This window comes from Streptomyces sp. NBC_00258 (assembly GCF_036182465.1).
GTDB lineage: Bacteria > Actinomycetota > Actinomycetes > Streptomycetales > Streptomycetaceae > Streptomyces.
Genome location: NZ_CP108081.1, coordinates 1976287 through 1994192 on the forward strand (window position 1 = coordinate 1976287; position 17906 = coordinate 1994192).

At 70.6% G+C, this 17906-nt stretch carries 11 protein-coding genes; 3 read left to right on the top strand and 8 right to left on the bottom strand.

Annotation, left to right across the window (positions count from 1 at the left end):
* Positions 1–7: 7 nt before the first annotated feature.
* The 4 genes from OG718_RS09195 to OG718_RS09210 are packed head-to-tail and all read right to left on the bottom strand — an operon-like array spanning position 8 to position 4848.
* Positions 8–1150, bottom strand: a complete 1143-nt coding sequence (locus OG718_RS09195; RefSeq protein WP_143641248.1) for an XdhC family protein — start codon at positions 1148–1150, stop codon at positions 8–10.
* Entirely contained in the window at positions 1143–3272 is a 2130-nt protein-coding gene (locus OG718_RS09200) for a xanthine dehydrogenase family protein molybdopterin-binding subunit (RefSeq protein ID WP_328843861.1), read from the bottom strand. The genes OG718_RS09195 and OG718_RS09200 overlap by 8 nt, the downstream gene beginning before the upstream one ends.
* A complete protein-coding gene (locus tag OG718_RS09205) occupies positions 3269–4261 on the bottom strand; it encodes an FAD binding domain-containing protein (RefSeq protein ID WP_143641246.1) in 993 nt (330 codons plus the stop codon). Before OG718_RS09205 ends, OG718_RS09200 begins: the two co-directional genes overlap by 4 nt.
* Positions 4258–4848 carry a (2Fe-2S)-binding protein gene (locus OG718_RS09210; protein ID WP_143641245.1) on the bottom strand — a complete coding sequence of 197 codons (591 nt, stop codon included), beginning with the start codon at positions 4846–4848 and terminating at the stop codon, positions 4258–4260. Before OG718_RS09210 ends, OG718_RS09205 begins: the two co-directional genes overlap by 4 nt.
* A 225-nt stretch (positions 4849–5073) precedes the next feature.
* Between OG718_RS09210 and OG718_RS09215 the strand changes: the two genes are divergently transcribed.
* Positions 5074–5667: a TetR/AcrR family transcriptional regulator gene (locus OG718_RS09215; RefSeq protein ID WP_143641244.1), complete on the top strand. Its 594-nt coding sequence runs from the start codon at positions 5074–5076 to the stop codon at positions 5665–5667.
* Between the two features lie 116 nt (positions 5668–5783).
* Positions 5784–7229 (top strand): glyceraldehyde-3-phosphate dehydrogenase, encoded by a 1446-nt coding sequence (locus OG718_RS09220; protein ID WP_143641243.1) that lies wholly within the window; start codon positions 5784–5786, stop codon positions 7227–7229.
* Here OG718_RS09220 and OG718_RS09225 read toward each other — a convergent pair.
* Complete coding sequence (locus OG718_RS09225) at positions 7208–7702, bottom strand: DUF6010 family protein (protein ID WP_328843862.1); 495 nt, start codon at positions 7700–7702, stop codon at positions 7208–7210. The genes OG718_RS09220 and OG718_RS09225 overlap by 22 nt on opposite strands.
* A 269-nt stretch (positions 7703–7971) precedes the next feature.
* Here OG718_RS09225 and OG718_RS09230 point away from each other — a divergent pair, with 269 nt between their 5' ends.
* Positions 7972–8466, top strand: a complete 495-nt coding sequence (locus OG718_RS09230; protein WP_328843863.1) for a lamin tail domain-containing protein — start codon at positions 7972–7974, stop codon at positions 8464–8466.
* 63 nt (positions 8467–8529) lie between these two features.
* On the opposite strand, the gene OG718_RS09235 is transcribed toward OG718_RS09230, so the two are convergent.
* The 3 genes from OG718_RS09235 to OG718_RS09245 form a co-directional block, all read right to left on the bottom strand.
* Positions 8530–11733, bottom strand: a complete 3204-nt coding sequence (locus OG718_RS09235; protein ID WP_328843864.1) for a family 78 glycoside hydrolase catalytic domain — start codon at positions 11731–11733, stop codon at positions 8530–8532.
* A gap of 110 nt (positions 11734–11843) precedes the next feature.
* Complete coding sequence (locus OG718_RS09240) at positions 11844–15269, bottom strand: glycosylhydrolase-like jelly roll fold domain-containing protein (RefSeq protein ID WP_328843865.1); 3426 nt, start codon at positions 15267–15269, stop codon at positions 11844–11846.
* A 70-nt stretch (positions 15270–15339) separates the two neighbouring features.
* Positions 15340–17886, bottom strand: coding sequence for a glycoside hydrolase family 127 protein (locus tag OG718_RS09245; RefSeq protein WP_328843866.1), 2547 nt, complete (start codon positions 17884–17886; stop codon positions 15340–15342).
* Positions 17887–17906 lie beyond the last annotated feature (20 nt).

Below are 17906 nucleotides of genomic sequence, written 5' to 3' on the forward strand. Positions count from 1 at the left end.
CGCCCCTTCAGGCAGCGACTGCGGCGCCCCGCTCTCCCCCCTCTCGGTGGATCGGTGCGTCCGAGGCGGTCAGCGGGACGCCCGTGCCGCCCCGCCGGGCCGCGACGATCTCCGCCGCGATGGACAGGGCCGTCTCCTCGGGGGTACGGGCGCCGAGGTCGAGGCCGATCGGCGAGCTGAGCCGGGCCAACTCCCCTTCCGTCAGTCCCACTTCACGCAGTCGACGTTCACGGTCGGCGTGTGTGCGGCGCGAGCCCATCGCGCCGACGAACGCGACCTGCATCCGCAGGGCCTCCTTCAGAAGGGGCACATCGAACTTGGCGTCATGGGTGAGCACGCACAGGACAGTGCGGGAGTCGGTCGTGGTGCCTCGCAGGTACCGGTGCGGCCAGTCGACGACGATGTCGTCGGCGTCGGGAAAGCGGGCCCTGGTGGCGAAGACGGGCCGTGCGTCGCAGACCGTCACGCGGTAGCCGAGGAACTTGCCGACCCGGACCAGCGCGGACGCGAAGTCGATCGCACCGAAGACGATCATGCGGGGCGGCGGGACGTTCGACTCGACGAGCAGCGTGATGCCGCCCGGACAGTGAGAACCGTCCTCCGACACGTCGACGGTGCCGGTGCGGCCGGCCTCCAGCATGGCCCGGGCCTGGGCCACCGCCGTCCGGTCCAGCTCGGGGTGACCGCCGAGCCCGCCCTCGTACGACCCGTCGGGCCGTACGAGCAGCGCCTGGCCCAGGAGTTCGGCCGGGCCTCGGGCGACCCGGGCGAAGGCTGTCGGCTCGCCCCGGGCGGCGGCCGACAGCGCCGACCCGAACACCGTCCGGGCGGGCCCTGCCGAGCGCACCGGCGTGACCAGGATGTCGATCACCCCTCCGCAGGTCAGCCCGACGGCGAAGGCGTCCTCGTCGCTGTAGCCGAACCGCTCCAGGACGGCCTCACCGTCTGCCAACGCCTGTTGGCAGAGGTCGTACACCGCTCCTTCCACGCAGCCGCCGGACACCGAGCCGATGACCGTGCCCTCGCTGTCGACCGCGAGGGCGGCGCCGGGGCCGCGTGGGGCGCTGCCGCCGACTGCCACGACGGTGGCGACGGCGAACTCCCGGCCCTCCTCCGCCCAGCCGTGCAACTCCTCACTGATGTCAAGCATGCTCGCCCGCCATGAGGACGCGGTCGGGCCGGATGGGCAGGTTCCGGTGGCGTACGCCGGTCGCGTGCCAGACCGCGTTGGCGATGGCGGCCGCCGCGCCCACGATGCCGACCTCGCCGATGCCCTTGATCCCGACGGGGTCGTCCGGGTCGGGGTCGTCCACCCAGTCCGCCTCGATGTGCGGTACGTCGGCGTGCGCGGCCACGTGGTAGCCGGCGAGGTCGGCGCCGTAGTGGCCGCCGGTGGCCCGGTCCCGGACCGCTTCCTCGTGCAGGGCCATGGAGATGCCCCAGGTCATGCCGCCGACGAACTGGTTGCGGGCGGTGAGGGGGTTGACGATCCGGCCCGCCGCGAAGATGCCGAGCATGCGGCGCACCCGGACCTCGCCCGTGGTGACGTCCACGGCCACCTCGGCGAACTGGGCGCCGAAGGAGTGGCGTTCCTTCGGAGCGAGAGCGCCGATGGCTTCGGTCGTGTCCGACCGCACCGTGATCCCCTCCGGCGGAATGACGGCGCCCAGGGCGAGCCGCTCCCGCAGTTCGCCGGCCGCGGCGGTGATCGCCCAGGCCCAGGAGCGGGTGCCCGCCGAGCCGCCCGCGATCATCGCCGGTCCGAGGTCGCTGTCGCCGAGGCGCACGTGGATGTGGTCCGGTGTCACCTCCAGCGCGTCGGCCGCGATCAGGGTGAGTGCGGTCCGGGCTCCGGTGCCGATGTCCGCCGCGTTGATCCGCACGGTGAACGTTCCGTCCGCCTCCGCCGTGATCGCCCCCGTGGACGGCATGGCCATCGCACCGAAGGAGGCGGCCGCCGTGCCGGTGCCCAGCAGCCAGCGCCCGTCGCGGCGCAGTCCGGGGCGCGGGTCGCGGTCAGCCCAGCCGAACCTGCCCGCGCCCTCCTGGAAGCAGGCGAGGAGGTTGCGGCTGCTGAACGGCAGTCCGGACACGGGACCCAGCTCGGGTTCGTTGCGTGCTCGCAGTTCGATCGGGTCGAGGCCGCACTTCTCGGCGAGTTCGTCGAGCGCCGACTCCAGTGCGAACGACCCCGGTGCCTCGCCCGGCGCACGCATCCATGTCGGGGTCGGCACGTCGAGCCGTACGACCCGGTTGGCCGTGTGGTGGGCGTCGGCGTCGTACATCACCCGGGCCACGCCGGCGCTGGGCTCGACGAACTCGTGCACGGTCGAGGTGAGGCTCAGCGAGCTGTGATCCAGCGCGCGCAACCGCCCGTCGGCGTCGGCCCCGAGCCTGACCTGCTGCGTGGTGGGGCTGCGGTAACCGGCCAGCGAGAACATCTGACGGCGGGTCATGACGACCCGGACCGGGCGCTGCAGGGCGGTCGCGGCCATCACCGCGGCCACCTGGTGCGCACGGACGCCCTTGCTGCCGAAGCCACCACCGACGTGTTCGGACCGCACCCGCACCGAGGCCGGGTCGAGCGAGAACAGGTTCGCCAGTTCGCCCGCGACCCATGTCGTGCCCTGATTGGAGTCGACGACCTCGAGCCGGCCGCCTTCCCAGCGGGCCGTCGCCGCGTGGGGCTCCATCGAGTTGTGGTGTTCCTCCGGGGTGGTGTACTCCTCGTCCACCACGACGGCGGACGAGGCGAGTTCGGCCTCCAGGTCGCCCTTCGCCGTCACGCCCGGCATATGGCCCTCCGCCGCGTACGCGTCCGGGTGCCCGGCCGAGAAGTCGACGTCGTGCGGTTCTTCCTCGTAATGCACCACGAGGGCTTCGGCCGCCTCCCTGGCCTGCTCGGAGGTGTCGGCGACGACCAGGGCGACCGGCCAGCCCATGTGCGGCACCCGGTCGTGCTGGAAGACGGCCGCCGTCGGATCCGGCTTGCTCCCGAGCAGGCCCGGGTAGTCGGTCTCGACCCGCGGGGCGTTCTCGTGGTGCAGGACCGCGAGCACGCCCGGCATGCCGAGTACAGGCGCGGTGTCCACCGAGCGGACGCGGCCCCGGGCGACGGTCGACAACATCAGCCAGCCGTGGGCGAGTTCGGCGAAGGGGATCTCTCCGGCGTAGCGGGCCGCTCCGGTGACCTTGTCGCGGCCCTCGACGCGGGTGTGCGCGGTGCCGACGGCTCCCTTCACCGCCCTGGTGCCGGTCGTGACGGTGGTCATCGGGTGGCCTCCTCGGCGAGTCGGGTCAGCTCGGCCACCACGAGGTTGCGCATCAGGGTCACCTTGTATCCGTTGTGCGGCAGCGGCCGGGCGGCCGCGAGTTCGGCGTCCGCTGCGGCGGCGAACGTCTCGGCGTCGGCCGGTGCCCCGGCCAGCACACGTTCGGCCGCACGGGCCCGCCACGGCCGGGACGCGACCGCCCCGAAGGCGAGGCGCACATCGCGTACGACGCCGTCCTGGACGTCGAGCGCGGCGGCGATCGAGCCGATCGCGAAGGCGTACGAGGCCCGCTCGCGCACCTTGCGGTAGCGGGAGTTGGCGGCGACCGGTGCGGGCGGCAGCGTGACATGGGTGATCAGTGCACCCTGCGGCAGATCCGTCTCGCGGTGCGGAGTGTCACCCACGGGCAGGTAGAGCCAGCTGAGCGGCACTTCGCCCGGCCCGTCGGCCGTTTCGTACGAGACGACGGCGTCGAAGGCGGTCAGCGCCACGCCCATGTCGGAGGGGTGGGTGGCCACGCAGTGGTCGGAGGCACCCAGGATCGCGTGGTTGTGGTGCTCGCCCTGGATGGCGGGGCAACCGCTGCCCGGGACGCGCTTGTTGCAGGGCTTGGTCACGTCGGCGAAGTAGCCGCAGCGGGTGCGCTGGAGCAGGTTCCCGCCGACTGTGGCCATGTTGCGCAGCTGCCCGGAGGCGCCGGCCAGCACCGCCTGCGACAACGCCGGATACCGGCGCCGGACTTCGGGGTGCGCGGCGAGGTCGCTGTTGGTGACGGTCGCACCGATGCGCAGGCCGCCGTCCTTGGTCGACTCGACGGTGTCCAGCGGGAGTTCGCGCACGTCGACAAGCTGGGCGGGCCGCTCGACGCCGGTCTTCATCAGGTCGACGAGGTTGGTGCCGCCGCCCAGGAAGCGGGCTTCGGGATCGGCGTCGAGCAGCGCGACCGCGCCGGAGACGTCGAACACCCGCTGATATCCGAACTCCCTCATGCCGCCGCCTCCTCGGTCTGTGCGACGTCCGCGGACGTCACGTCCCGCGTATCCGCATCGGCCGCCCGGGCGACGGCCTCGACGATCGACACGTACGCCCCACAGCGGCACAGGTTGCCGCTCATCCGCTCGCGGATCTCGTCGGCGCTCAGCGGTGGTGGTCCGGCTTCGGGCCGGACGTCGTCGGTGACGGCGCTCGGCCAGCCCGCCGCGTGTTCTTCGATCACCGCGACCGCCGAACAGATCTGGCCCGGCGTGCAGTAGCCGCACTGATAGCCGTCCAGGTCGAGGAACGCCTGCTGGACCGGGTGGAGTTGATCGCCCGCGGCCATGCCTTCGATGGTGGTGATCTCCCGTCCCTCGGCCGCCACCGCGAGCTGCAGACAGGACACGGCCCGGCGGCCGTCGAGCAGGACGGTGCAGGCGCCGCACTGCCCCTGGTCGCAGCCCTTCTTGGTACCGGTCATGTCGAGCCGCTCGCGCAGGGCGTCGAGCAGGGTGGTGCGGTGGTCGACGGAGAGCGTGTGTTTCTCGCCGTTGATGTTCAGACTTATGGCGCTGTACGTCGTGGGGGTGGCTGGGGCCATGATCAGCCTTCTTTCGCGTTTCCGGAGCGCGTCCGGGGGACGGTCCGGCGGGCAGAAGAATTCGGAGAGGGAATGCTGGTGACACCGGTCACCGGGCACCCACACCGGCCGCGCCCACCGCTAGGATGGGCGCAACCGGACAGTTGTCCGCTCACTGGAAACGTAACGGACAGTTGTCCGGTTAAGCAAGGTCGGGATTCGGACACGGACCCGCGAGGAGGACCAGTGCAGCCGAAGAAGGACGCACCCCAGCGCTCGGACGCACAGCGGAACCGGGAACGCATCCTGGAAGTGGCCCTGGTCGAGCTGACGAAGTCCGCGGACACCCCGCTCAGCGTGATCGCCAAGAAGGCGTGCGTCGGGCAGGGCACGTTCTACCGGAACTTCCCCAACCGGGAGACCCTCGTCCTGGAGATCTACCGCCACGAGATGCAGCAGGTCGCCGACAGCGCGACCCAGCTGCTCGAGACGCGGGAACCCGAGCAGGCACTGCGCGAGTGGATGGACCGACTCGCCCAGTTCGGCATGGCCAAGGCCGGCCTCGCGGACGCGATCCGGCAGGCGACGAGCGGCCCGGGGACCCCGACGAAACCGGGGCACGCCCCGGTGTCCGCCGCGGCCGAACTCCTCCTCCGCGCCAACGAGGAGGCGGGCACCATCCGCCCGGGCGTCACCGCGGACGACTTCACCCTCGCCATCGGGGGCCTCTGGCTGATCGACCCCGAGAGCGACTGGCGGCCCCGCGCCACCCGGCTCCTGGACCTGGTCATGGACGGGCTGCGCGTGGGAGCACCCGGACCGGGCGCACCCGGACGCTGAGCGACACCCTCCGGCCACCGCGAGCGAGCATGCCATCCGCTCGACCGATGCCGCTGGCATGATCAAAAAGGCGACGGTTTACCATATGAGCGCCGCCTAGCTCGAAAGATAAACCTGTGACTGTCAATGACGACTCGTTCACCAACTGGAAGACCCGCGAGGAGATCGCGGAGTCGATGATCCCGCTCATCGGGAAGCTGCACCGGGAGCGGGACGTCACGGTCCTGCTGCACAGCCGCTCCCTGGTGAACAAGTCGGTGGTCAGCATCCTCAAGACCCACCGATTCGCCCGGCAGATAGCCGGCGAGGAGCTCTCGGTCACCGAGACGCTGCCGTTCCTGGAGACCCTCACCGAGCTCGATCTCGGACCTTCGCAGATCGACCTCGGCATGCTCGCCGCGACGTACAAGGCCGACGATCGCGGTCTGTCCGTGCGCGAGTTCACCGCCGAGTCCGTCGCCGGCGCCACGGGCGCCAACAAGATCGAGCGCCGTGAGCCGCGCGACGTCGTGCTCTACGGCTTCGGCCGCATCGGCCGCCTCGTCGCCCGCCTGCTCATCGAGAAGACCGGCTCCGGAAACGGCCTGCGGCTGCGCGCCGTCGTGGTCCGCCGGGGTGGCGAGCAGGACATCGTGAAGCGCGCCTCGCTGCTGCGCCGCGACTCCATCCACGGCCAGTTCCAGGGCACGATCACCGTCGACGAGGCGAACAGCACGATCATCGCCAACGGCAACGAGATCAAGGTGATCTACGCGAGCGACCCGTCGGAGGTCGACTACACCGCGTACGGCATCAGGGACGCCATCCTCATCGACAACACCGGCAAGTGGCGCGACCGCGAGGGCCTGTCGGGCCACCTGCGCCCCGGTATCGACAAGGTCGTCCTGACCGCGCCGGGCAAGGGCGACGTCCCGAACATCGTGCACGGCGTCAACCACGACACGATCAAGCCGGACGAGCAGATCCTGTCCTGCGCCTCCTGCACCACCAACGCGATCGTCCCGCCGCTCAAGGCGATGGCGGACGAGTACGGCGTCGTGCGCGGCCACGTGGAGACCGTCCACTCGTTCACCAACGACCAGAACCTGCTGGACAACTACCACAAGGCCGACCGCCGCGGCCGCTCCGCGCCGCTCAACATGGTCATCACCGAGACGGGTGCCGCCTCCGCCGTCGCCAAGGCACTGCCCGACCTCAAGGCGCCGATCACGGGCAGCTCGATCCGTGTGCCCGTGCCGGACGTCTCGATCGCGATCCTCAGCCTGCGGCTCGGGCGCGAGACCACCCGCGACGAGGTCCTCGACTACCTCCGCAACGTGTCGCTGACCTCGCCGCTCAAGCGCCAGATCGACTTCACCAGCGCCCCCGACGCGGTCTCCAACGACTTCATCGGCTCGCGCCACGCTTCGATCGTCGACGCCGGCGCCACCAAGGTCGACGGCGACAACGCGATCCTCTACCTCTGGTACGACAACGAGTTCGGCTACTCGTGCCAGGTCATCCGCGTCGTTCAGCACGTCTCCGGAGTGGAGTACCCGACCTACCCGGCCCCGGCGGTCTGATCCCGGGGAACCGACCGTCCCGGCTGCCCTGCACGAGAGTGCGGGTCGGCCGGGACGTTCGCGTCGTGGTCCGGGGTCTTTCCCGACCACACCTTGCGCAGGAGTTCGCGCGGTGACAGGCCTCCCATGAAGCACCACACCGCGATGACCGGGTCGCAGATCGCGCAGCCCAGCGACGAGTCGTGGGCGAAGGGGATGATGGGGTTCCCCTTGACGTGGTGGACGACGTCCCACGCGGTGTGCAGCAGCCAGCCGATGCCGATGAAGGTCCACGAGTCGAGACCGCGGTACGCGACACAGGCCATGACCGCCGTGAACGCGAACTCCCAGCCGCCCATCCCGCCGCCGCTGAGGTACGCGGCACCCGCCCCCGCGACCATGATGGCGTTGAAGCGCCGTCGGTGCGGTTCGCGGATGAGGGACATCAGCAGCGCGTAGAGGACGCCGATGACGATCGGCAGGAAGTACTGCATGCCTGTGCTCTTTTCCTGGAGTGCGAATGTGCCGCCAGACGTACGCGGGAACGGCTCACCACGCTAGGAGCGCGGGCATTCACCCCACAGGGGCATTACCGACAGGTTTCAACGGATTTCCGCCCTAGGCAGGGCGCCCGGCCCACCCTTCACCTTTCGCGTGGCTATCACGTTTTCATGACGGAAAACGCAATAACTCCCAACTCGACACACTTCGTTCACGGCATGGCTAGGCTCCAGGCCTCATAGCGATCTGGAGGGGGATTCTCATGCGAAAGCACCCTGTCATAGCCGTGTCCTTCACAGCCGGAGCACTGGCGGTTCTCATTGCCGCCCCGGCCCAGGCGGCCGAGTACACATCTGCGTTGAAGGTCCGGGGCATCCAGTACGACGCGCCCGGCAGCGACTCCAACAGATGCACCACCGGCAACACGTACAAGGAATACCTGACCATCAAGAACTACTCGTCCTCGGCGACCGTCAATCTCAAGGGCTATGTCGTCAAGGACAAGACCGGCAACCGTTTCGCCTTCACCGCGAACCACTATCTCCAGCCCGGCGACTATGTGAAGTTGCGCGGCGGCAACGGCAACGACTCCGATGCCAACAACGTCGTCTACCGCGACAACTGCAACTTCATGTGGAACAACGACGCCGACACCATCTACCTCTACAAGCCCTCCGGCAGCCGTGCGGATGTGCACAGCTACACGAAGAGGAACAACGACCGGGACGGCAACGGCTACATCGGCTATCACGGCTGACAGCACGCGGTCGGTCGGACGCCGGGCCGACCCGGCGTCCGACCGACACGGGCACACCGTCCGCTACGAGGCGACCGAGCGGAACCTCCAGCGGCCCGAACCGACCTCAAATACTGCCTCGTTCGCTGTCTCGCGTACGAGGCGTGCCCCGGCCGGAGCCTCGGCTCGTCCGGAGGAGCCTTCTGCGGAGAAGAGGGCGACGTGCACCTCCGCGGTGCTGCCCGCGGGTACGTCCACGGTGAGCCGGAACCGGCCGCCGCCCCGCTTCCATTCGGTCCGTGCGACACCGTACGGGGTGCGATAGGAGCCGGCCGCCGAGGTCATGTCGCCCTCGACGGCGGGGTCGATGAGGAGTTCGCGGTAGCCGACCGAGTCGGGGGTCTGCGCGATGCCCGCGACCCTTGTGGTGAACCAGGAGTCGATGGCGCCGAGCATGAAGTGGTTCTGCGACTGGCCGGGACCCCCGTCCCAGGACTCGCCGAGCGTGGTGTTGCCGGCGCGCACCTGGTAGCCGTAGCTCGGACTGGTCGTCTGCGTGGCGATCTTGTGGACGATGTCGTCGCGGCCGGCGGTGGACAGGACGCGGAAGGCGGCCGGCAGGGAGATCTCACCCAGTGTCAGATGGTGGCCGGCGTTCTCGACAGCGGTGGTGAAGTGACGGAACAGACGGTCCCTTTCCCCTTCCGGGTACGCCCCCATGTCCAGGGCCAGGGCCTCGGCACCGTGACCGCCGCCACCGAACGTGCCGGTGGCCGGGTCGTAGTACTTCGCAGCCAGTGCGCCGGCGGAGGCATCGGCCTTCGTCCGGTACGCGTCGGCCGCGTCCTGGTCGCCCAGCACGATGGCGATCCGGCTGAGGGCGTCGACGACACGCCAGTAGCCGTAGGTGCCCGCGACCGCCCGCGGGAAGGTGCGGTCCGGTGTGAACCAGTCGCCGAGCCCGTAATCGAGGATGCCGCCGGACACCTGCCGTTCGAGGAAGCCGGCGTACTGCCGCATGCGCGGGTAGTAGGTGCTCAGCGTCTCCTGGTCCCCGTAGGTCGTGTAGAGCTGCCAGGGGACGAGGACGAACGCGCCGCCCCAGTTGGAGTCGTTGCGGTAGGCGCCGGGCAGGCTGGTGTACTCGGGCACGGTGCTGGGGATCAGCCCGTCCGCCGTCTGCGCGTCCGCCATGTCCCGGACGATCTTGCGGAGGTAGGACCGCATGTCGTAGTTGCCCGCGAGCGCGGGGAAGACCAGCTGGTCCTGCTCCAGCCAGCCGAGCTTCTCCCGGCTCGGGCAGTCGGTGAGGACACTCATCATGTTGCCCTCGATGGCACGTCGGATCAGTGAGTGCACGTCGTCGAGCAGCGGGTCGGAGCTGTCGAAGTCGCCCGCCGAGGCGTTGTCGGTGCGCAGCACCTTGCCGCGCACGGTGACCTTCGCGTCGTCGGGCACACCCTTGAGTTCCAGGTAGCGGAATCCGTGGTAGCCGAAGCGCGGATGCCAGGTCTCGCTGCGGGCGCCCCGGGTGGTGTAGCTGTCCCACAGGGGTGCGCCCACATTGCTGATGGACTGGAACGCGTGGCCGTCCTTGAGGCTTTCGGCCGGATACACACGGATGGCCGTTCCGGCGGGTGCGCCGACAGTGATCTCCGGCCATCCTGCGATGTTGCGGCCCAGGTCGAAGACACGGCTGTCCTCCGCGCCGGCCACCTCCTTGCCCTTGAGGGTCTCGACGACTCTGACGGGTTCGGTCTCGCGTGCGCTGAGCCGGGCCGGGTTCTGCGCGCTGCCGGGTGCCGACACCGCGACGGCCCGGGCCCATCGGCGCCGGTCGCCGTCCGGCTCGTCCCAGTGGGAGATCTCGCGGCGGGCGTCGTAGTCCTCGCCGCCGTACCAGTTGGAGGAGGTGGTGGGCCCCAGCGCCGCACGCCAGTCGTCGCCGCTCGTGACGGTACGTACGCTGCCGTCGGCCAGGGTCACTTCCAGCCGGGCCATCAGTTTCGGGTCGCTCAGGTTTCCGTACAGCTTGCGGTAGCGGTCCGCGGTGCTGACGACGTTCGACATGCCGTTGCCCAGGGCGACGCCGACGGTGTTGGCGCCTGCGCGCAGCCGGTCCGTGACGTCGTAGGTCGCGTACTGGACGCGTTCCGCGTAGTCGGTGTTGGCGGGTTCCAGTACGGCGTCACCCACCGGCTCGCCGTTGACCGTGGCCTCGTAGATGCCCAGGCCCGCGATGTAGAGCCGGGCGCTGCGCACCCTCGTGGGCAGCTTGAAGTCGTCGGTGAGCAGGGGAAGTCCGTCCGGCAGGTAGGGCTCGGGAGGCTTCTGGCCGTCCACCTCGGCGAGTGTGGTGAACGGACCGGTCGCGCTGTCCGCGCTGGACAGGGCGTAGTCCACCGGGAAGTTCGGGACGCGGCCGTCCGCAGTGAGCACGTCGGCGCGCGGATGGAGAGCGACCTCGTCGAACGTCTTCACCGCCTTGAGGTCGAGGGTGAGGACCACCGGCGCGTCGGAAACGTCGGCGCCGGTGTGTGCGGCACTGGCGTATCCGGCGGCGGTCTGCAACGCGCTGTTGGGCAGGCCGTCGACGGCGAGGGCCGGTTCCCATGTCTTGCGCAGGGTGTTGCTCTCCGATGCGGTCACCGCGGCGCCCCGGGCGAGTCCGCCGGTGGAGGTGACGGAGTCACGGACGTCGATCTCGCCGAGCTGGACGCGCCAGGTGCGCGCGGGAAAGGCCTCCGCAAGGGGCAGGCCCAGCCCGGTGACGTCCAGCCGTACGTAACGGGCCGTGGTGCGGGGGACTTTGACGACGACGGGTTCGACGGTGCGCTCGCTCAGCCGCCAGTCCGGATGCGTGATCCAGTCGGCGTTCCAGTCCGCCTGCCGGGTCAGGCCGGTCTCGAAGGCGGCGGGGTCGCTCCAGCCCGAGTCGCGCTGCCCGTGCGACGACCAGAGCATGACCCGCCAGTACACGCGGGCGCGGGAACCGAGTTCCTTTCCCGCGTACGTCGTCTCCGGCAGCGGCGACCGGACCTTGCCCGAGTCCCACAGGTCGGGGCGGCCGCGGCGCAGCAGGTCCGGGGAGCTCGCCGCCTGGACGCGATAGGCGGACTGGAGGGTGTTCGCGGCACGGGCAGTGGTCTGCCAGCTGAGCCAGGGCGTGGTGTCGTCGATGCCCAGGGCCTGGCTCAGGTGCTGGGTCTGCAGCCGGGTCGGGGCGATGGTGCCGGTGGCGGCTCCGGCGGTGACGGCGCCGGCCAGCACGGTCACGAACGCGGTCATGCCCGCGAGGAGAACCGTTGTGGGCCGTCGGCGTCCGATTCGGGGGCGAGGTCTGGGCATGGGCACTCTTTCCGAGGCGTACGGGATGGGGAAGGGCAAAGAGGTGCTCGTCAGACGCGCGCGAGGTCGACGGTGACGTGCCGGCGGAATCGCAGGGTCACCGGTCCGAGCAGACCGGACGGCAGCGGCTTGTTGCGTTCGTTGGAGAGCGTGTTGGCGACGCGGACGGCGAGGGAGTTGCGGCCCGGCCTCACCAGGCGGGTGACGTCGACGGCCCACGGCGCCCAGAGCAGGGGCGGGAGTTCGGTGCCGTTGACGGTGACGGCCGCCACCTCACGGACATCGCCCAGGTCGAGCAGCACCCGGCGTCCATCGAGCAGAGCCGCTTCGACATCGATGTCAGTGGTGTAGGTGCCGCTGCCGGAGAACAGACGGTCGTGGTCGGTCCAGCTGCCGAGGGCGGCGGTGATCGGTGTCGCACCGTCGCGCTCCAGGGTGAGGGTCCAGTCGCTGTCCACGCCGACCGGTCCCAACGGGTCGTCGACGCGAACCGTGCCGCGGTAGACGTGGGTGCCGTCGGTGCCGGTGAGCCGGTGGGTGCCAGGGGCCGATGCCTCGACCGTCGTGCGCAGGCCGCGTCCGTGCCGCTCGATCGCGACGACGGGCAGCGGCGAGGCCGTCAAGTGCGGGACGGGTCGCGCATCGTGACGCACCACCACGATCAGCGTCCGGTACGGCTCCAGGCTCAGGGGCAGTTGGATGCCACGCTTGGTGGCGCGATGCACCGGTGCCGTGCGGGTTCGGCCCGTCGCGGGGTCCCAGAGCTCGGGAACGCCGGTGGCGGGCAAGGTCGCGACGGCCTCGACGTGATCGCCGCCTTCGTTGTTGATGAGGAAGGCGGTGTCCTTGTCCCGGTGCACGCGCAGGACACGCACCGCGTCCTGCGGGGTGTCCAGCACCGCGGCGGCGACACCGGCCCCGTGGGTCGCGGCGCGCAGTCCCGTGGTGTCGGCGACGCGCAGGGCACGCCCCCGGCCGACGGACCAACCGGCCGGCACCCCCTCGCCGAACAGGTCCGTCAGGGCGCGTGCGAGGGACCGGTCCCTGCCGTCCGCCTCCTCGGCGGTGAGTGATCCGACAGCCACGACGGTTCCGCCCGCGCGCGCGAACTCGGCCAGCGTGCGCACGGAGGCCACGTCCAGTGTGGGCGTCACGGGCAGCACCACCAGGTCGTAGCGAGCCGCGCCCACGGCCAGCCGGCCACCGCGGATCTCGGCGCGGCACAGCAGGTCGGGGTCGCCCGAGAGCGCGCCCTCGTGGACGAGGTCGAAGTCGACCTGGGCGCGCTCCAACGCGTAGGCGGCGTCGGCGAGCGCACCGTCCACCTCGCCCTGCCGGTCGGTACCGGTCCACTGCTCGGCCGCGCGCTGCGGCTGCACGATCGCCGTACGGGCCCCTGACGTGCCGCGCCCTGCCTCCATCACCCGGCCGATCCACTCGGCGAGCGGCCGCATGGCCCACCACCAAGGGGCGCGAGGGCCGAACGGCGGCGGGAAGTAGACGCGTGTCTCGTCGGTCCACAGGGCGTGCAGGACCGTGAGGTTGACGCCCCGGGTGGCCTGCGCGCCGACGGTCGCGTGCACGAACCCGGGCGCGACCTGCCAGCCCATGTTGCCGAACATCTCCAGCAGGGCCCGCTCCCGGCCCATTTGATGGGCGACGGACACTGGGTTACGGGGAATCATGGTGGGCTCGCCGCCCACGTACTCGGCGGTGATGATGTCGCCACCGGGCACGTGCGCCCACTGGTTGACCTTGTGCAGGTCACCGGTGGACGGGATGCGCTTGGCCGGGGACGTCTCGTCGTACAGGGGGTTGGTGATCAGGGCGACGCCGCGTCGCTCGTACCAGCGGGACTGCTTCTGGAAGTAGTGGGCGAAGCGGTTGGACACGGCCTGCCAGTAGCGGCCCCGGGCGATCCGGCCGCCGCGGCCCAGGTCGTCGAAGGCGCAGGCGTAGGCGATGCCGGGTGCGACGTCCACCGCGCGCAGCGCCTTGTCGAGTGTGGGCGACCACGGAAGGCGTCGGAAGTGTGCCTCGGCGGAGGCGAAGAACGGCTCGTCGTCCCAGAAGCCGGGCACGATGGTTCCGAAGTAGCGGCGGAATCGGCGGTGGTACTCACCGGGCACGATGTCCAGGAACAGGTCCACGGGCTCGTCGTCGAGCAGGTCGACGTAACTGCGGCTGTAGCCCTGGGAGTCGTCGACGAGGGGCACTCCCCCGAACAGGTCGATCTGCCAACGCCCCGCCGGGACCTGCCAGGTGTGACCGCCGCTGAGCCGTCCGGTCAGGTCGACCACGTCGGCGGCATCGGAGGTACCGGTCGGACGGGCCGCGGCGGCGACGGCCGTCGCCTCGTCGCCGAGGCGGGCCCGCTCGGGGAAGTCACCCGCGTCGGACGGGTCGTCGAAGGCCGCGGTGTGGAGCGTGGTGCCGTCGGCTGCCTCGACGGTGAAGCTGTCCCACAGGGAACGCTGGTCGGCCACGGCCCGCACGCCCGCCCCGCCGGCCGCGTACCGGTCGTCGTCGACGGTGCCCTTGGCCTTTCCGTCGAGGGTTACGGACAGCTTCGTGCCGCGAACAGTGACGGCCACGGTGTGGAACCTGGTCTTGTTGAAGCCGTCGGTCCGGGTGCTGCGGAGCAGCTCCACGGGATCCGCCCCGCGGGCCAGACGCAGGGCGGTGACCACTCCGGTCTGGTCGAACGCGACCGCGTACCCGTCGAGCCCGTCGGCCGAGGCCCGTACCACGAGACCGGCCGCGGTGTGCTCGGCCTTGGCGCTCCCCGTGACGACGTAGTCCGTCCACCGGTCGCCGCCGCGCAGCACGGCGGCGCCGTCGAGCACTGCGGCGTCGGCGACCAGGCGCCCGGCCTCCACGCCGACTCCGGTGCTGCGGCGCAGATCGACGGTGGCGGGTCCCTCCACGACGGTGGTCGAGCGCCACAGCGCCTTCAGGCGCAGGTCGGGCCGTGGCTCGTACGTTCGGGTGCCGACCTTGCCGCCCTTGACGACGTACTCGCCCGCCCGGCCGCTGGGGAAGTGGTCGTCGTTGAACAGCCACACCCGCATGCCGGTGCGCTCCGCGGTGCGCAGCACGTGTCCGACGATGTCGAACCACTCCTCGGTGAAGAACACCGGTTGCATCTCGGCGTTGTCGAAGGGGAAGAGCACCACTTCGTACATGCCCTTGTCCCGCAGATCCGCCATCTGACGGTCGACCAGCTCGGCGGTGACGGGTCCGTTCCAGTACCAGTAGACGGTCGGTCTGCTGTCCTTGCGGGGATCGGCGAAGTGCCGTGCGGGAAAACCGCGTTCGCCGCCCGGGCCGAGGATCGGGCCTGTGGCGGATTCGTCTGCGGCGTGGGCGGCATCGGGCAGTCCCACCGCGAACACGGTGCCCGCGGCACCGGCCGCGGCCACGAAACGGCGTCTGGACAGGTCGTTCTGAGCGTTCTGGTGGTCGTTCTGAGGCATGGGTGAACTCCTGCGGGTGCGGATGCGGATGCTCGGAAGTGGGCGCGCCGGAAGGCCGGGAGGCCCGGGGTCAGCCGGCGGACAGCCGCGCCACCTCGGACGCGGTCAGCGCCCGGTTGCGCAGCCGGAAGTCACGGACGGCGCCGTGCAGGTACGGATGGGTGGCGTTCTGGGAGCGCCCCAGGTAGTTGCGGGTACTCGCGCCGAGCAGGAGCGGGCTCGCCACCATGGCGGCATTGCGGCCGACCTCGCCGCCGTCGACGTACAGGACGCCGGTGCCGCCGCCGAGTGTCACGGCCACATGGACCCACCGGCCCACGGGGAGCGGCCCCGGGGCGTCGATGACGTCCTCGCCCTCCATCCCGGCGATCTTCAGCGCGGCCCGGGCGCGCCGCGAGCCGGTGGTCGCCGTCAGGAACAGGTACGTCTCCTTGTGGTACCCCAGGTCGAAGACGCGGGCCGAGGCGGACAGGGTGTCTACGCGGACTCGTACGCTGACGGTCAGTTCGTCGAGTCCGCTCGGCAGACCGACCGGGAGTGCGACATGGCCGCCCAGTCCGTCCAGCGACACCGACCGCGGACCGTCGGACTCGGCCCAGGCGGCACCGTCCTCGATCGTCGCGTCGGCGAAGGTGCCGGTCCGGTCGGCCGCCGAGGTGCCCTTCCCCTCGTCGAAGGGGTAGCGGACGATGTCCCGTTCGCGCGCGGGAAGCGGCGGCACGGCCCAGTACACGTTGTACCGCTGATGGTGCACTTCGTGGAACGGTCTCAGGGACACGCGGGGGCCGTCGGTGTCCGCGGTGAACCCCGTGGCGCTGCCGGGCGCCGGGCGCAGGGTGTCCGGCCGGATCGAGGGCAGGGTGGCCGGCCGGGTGTCGCCGAACTCGCCCGCGAGGACCAGGGGGCCGTACGACAGCGACTTCACCTGCGGATTGTCGGGCGCGGCCTGCCAGACGGGCTTGCGGGGCAGCACGAGTTCCACGGTGTCCCCGGTGCGCCAGTGCCGTTCGATCGTGGCGTACGTTCCTGGCCTCAGCCGGACCGGCGTGTGCCGGTGGTTGACCCTGAGCCGGGCCCGTCCGCCGGTGTCGGCCACCCAGGCGGGGACACGCATCCTCAGCGTGAAGCGTGCGTCTCCCCCGGTGATGGTGAGACGGGTGCGGACGTCCGTGGGATACCGGGTTTCCTGACGAATCGTCACTCCGGCTTCCCGCCACCGCACTTCGGAGGGGATGAACAGGTTGACGTACAGCGAGGGGCCACGCGTGCCGGTGCCCCGGGTGCGGAAGTAGATGCTGTCGGCGAACTTGGTGTGCGTCTCGAGCCCCGAACCGTGGTCGCAGGAGAAGTTGTCGTAGTCGCCGCTGTAGCTGCCGGGCGCGGAACCGAGGCCGCCCTTGGGTTCTCGCCGCGAACCGGCCCACAACCCCGTGTAGTACGTGACGAATCCGTGCTCGGAGCCGGGGTCCTGCTCACCGAGCATCTGGTTGTAGAGCGTCCATTCGTAGTGGTCCATGTACGCGGCGCGGGAGGGCCGGTGCAGGAACAGCTGCCGACCGAGCTTGAGCATGTTGTAGCTGTTGCAGTTCTCGCAGGTCACTTCGGACAGCCGGCTGACGATCTCGCCCGGCGGGCCGAAGAGTTCCTGGTTCGAGTTGCCGCCGATGGCGTACGAGTGGTCCCGTACGACCGTCGTCCAGAAGTGGTCGGCGATGTCCAGGTAGCGTCGCTCGCCCGTGGCCTCGTAGCTTGGTACCGCTCCCACGATCTTGGCGATCTCGGTGTTGGCGTGGCGGCCGGCGAGTTCGTCCCGGCCGGAGGCGAGCGGGGCGTACAGCTCGTCGTGGTCGAAGCGTCGGGCGGTCCGCAGGTGTGCCGCGTCCCCGGTGACCAGGTGGAGGCGGGTGAGTACGTCGTTCATGCCGCCGAACTCCACCTTCAGCACCGTCTGCATCCGCTCGCGGGAGAGCGGTGCGGTGCGGGCGTCCACCCAGGACGCCATGTCCAGCAGGACGGCCAACGCCTGCTTGTCGCCGCTGAGTTCGTACTGGTCGAGCAGACCCGCCATGATCTTGTGGAGGGTGTAGTACGGGGCCCACGGCTTGCCGCCCGCCTCCAGTTGGTCGAGGACGGACTCGGGGAACGCCGACAGGTAGCCATGGTTGAAACCGGCGTCCGGGGCGGCCTGTTGGCACTGGGCCAGCGCCGACACGATGGTGCGGGCCTTGGCCGCGTAGGCGTCGTCGCCGGTGCTGACGTGCGCCTGCGCCAGCGCGCTGAGCAGATGCCCGGTGGTGTGGCCGCGCAGTTGGATCCCCGGCGCCTCCCATCCCCCGCAGGGCTCGGCGTCGGAGGGCAGCCCCACGTTCAGCCGGAAGGTGTGCAGCAGCCTGTCGGCGTCGACGAAGCGCAAATACGCGCAGGTGCGCCGCATGTTGGCGAGGAACGGGCTCTCCAGCAGCCGGACGTCGGCCAGGGAGAAGGCGGTGAGAGCCGGCCGCGGTCCGGTCGCGGCGGCGGGGGCCTCGTGAGGCAGTGGGGCGACCGCCGCCGTGGCGGACGCGGCGACAAGGATCTGGCGGCGGGACGGGCGGGGCATGTCGCGCTGTGCGGACAAGGCGCCGTGCTCCTTCCGGT

Bases quoted from the DNA above. Each gene is read 5' to 3' on its own strand.
- OG718_RS09200 (WP_328843861.1), bottom strand. From the start codon at position 3,272: ATGACCACCGTCACGACCGGCACCAGGGCGGTGAAGGGAGCCGTCGGC.
- OG718_RS09205 (WP_143641246.1), bottom strand. From the start codon at position 4,261: ATGAGGGAGTTCGGATATCAGCGGGTGTTCGACGTCTCCGGCGCGGTC.
- OG718_RS09240 (WP_328843865.1), bottom strand. From the start codon at position 15,269: ATGCCTCAGAACGACCACCAGAACGCTCAGAACGACCTGTCCAGACGC.
- OG718_RS09225 (WP_328843862.1), bottom strand. From the start codon at position 7,702: ATGCAGTACTTCCTGCCGATCGTCATCGGCGTCCTCTACGCGCTGCTG.
- OG718_RS09235 (WP_328843864.1), bottom strand. From the start codon at position 11,733: ATGACCGCGTTCGTGACCGTGCTGGCCGGCGCCGTCACCGCCGGAGCC.
- OG718_RS09195 (WP_143641248.1), bottom strand. From the start codon at position 1,150: ATGCTTGACATCAGTGAGGAGTTGCACGGCTGGGCGGAGGAGGGCCGG.
- OG718_RS09210 (WP_143641245.1), bottom strand. From the start codon at position 4,848: ATGGCCCCAGCCACCCCCACGACGTACAGCGCCATAAGTCTGAACATC.
- OG718_RS09230 (WP_328843863.1), top strand. From the start codon at position 7,972: ATGCGAAAGCACCCTGTCATAGCCGTGTCCTTCACAGCCGGAGCACTG.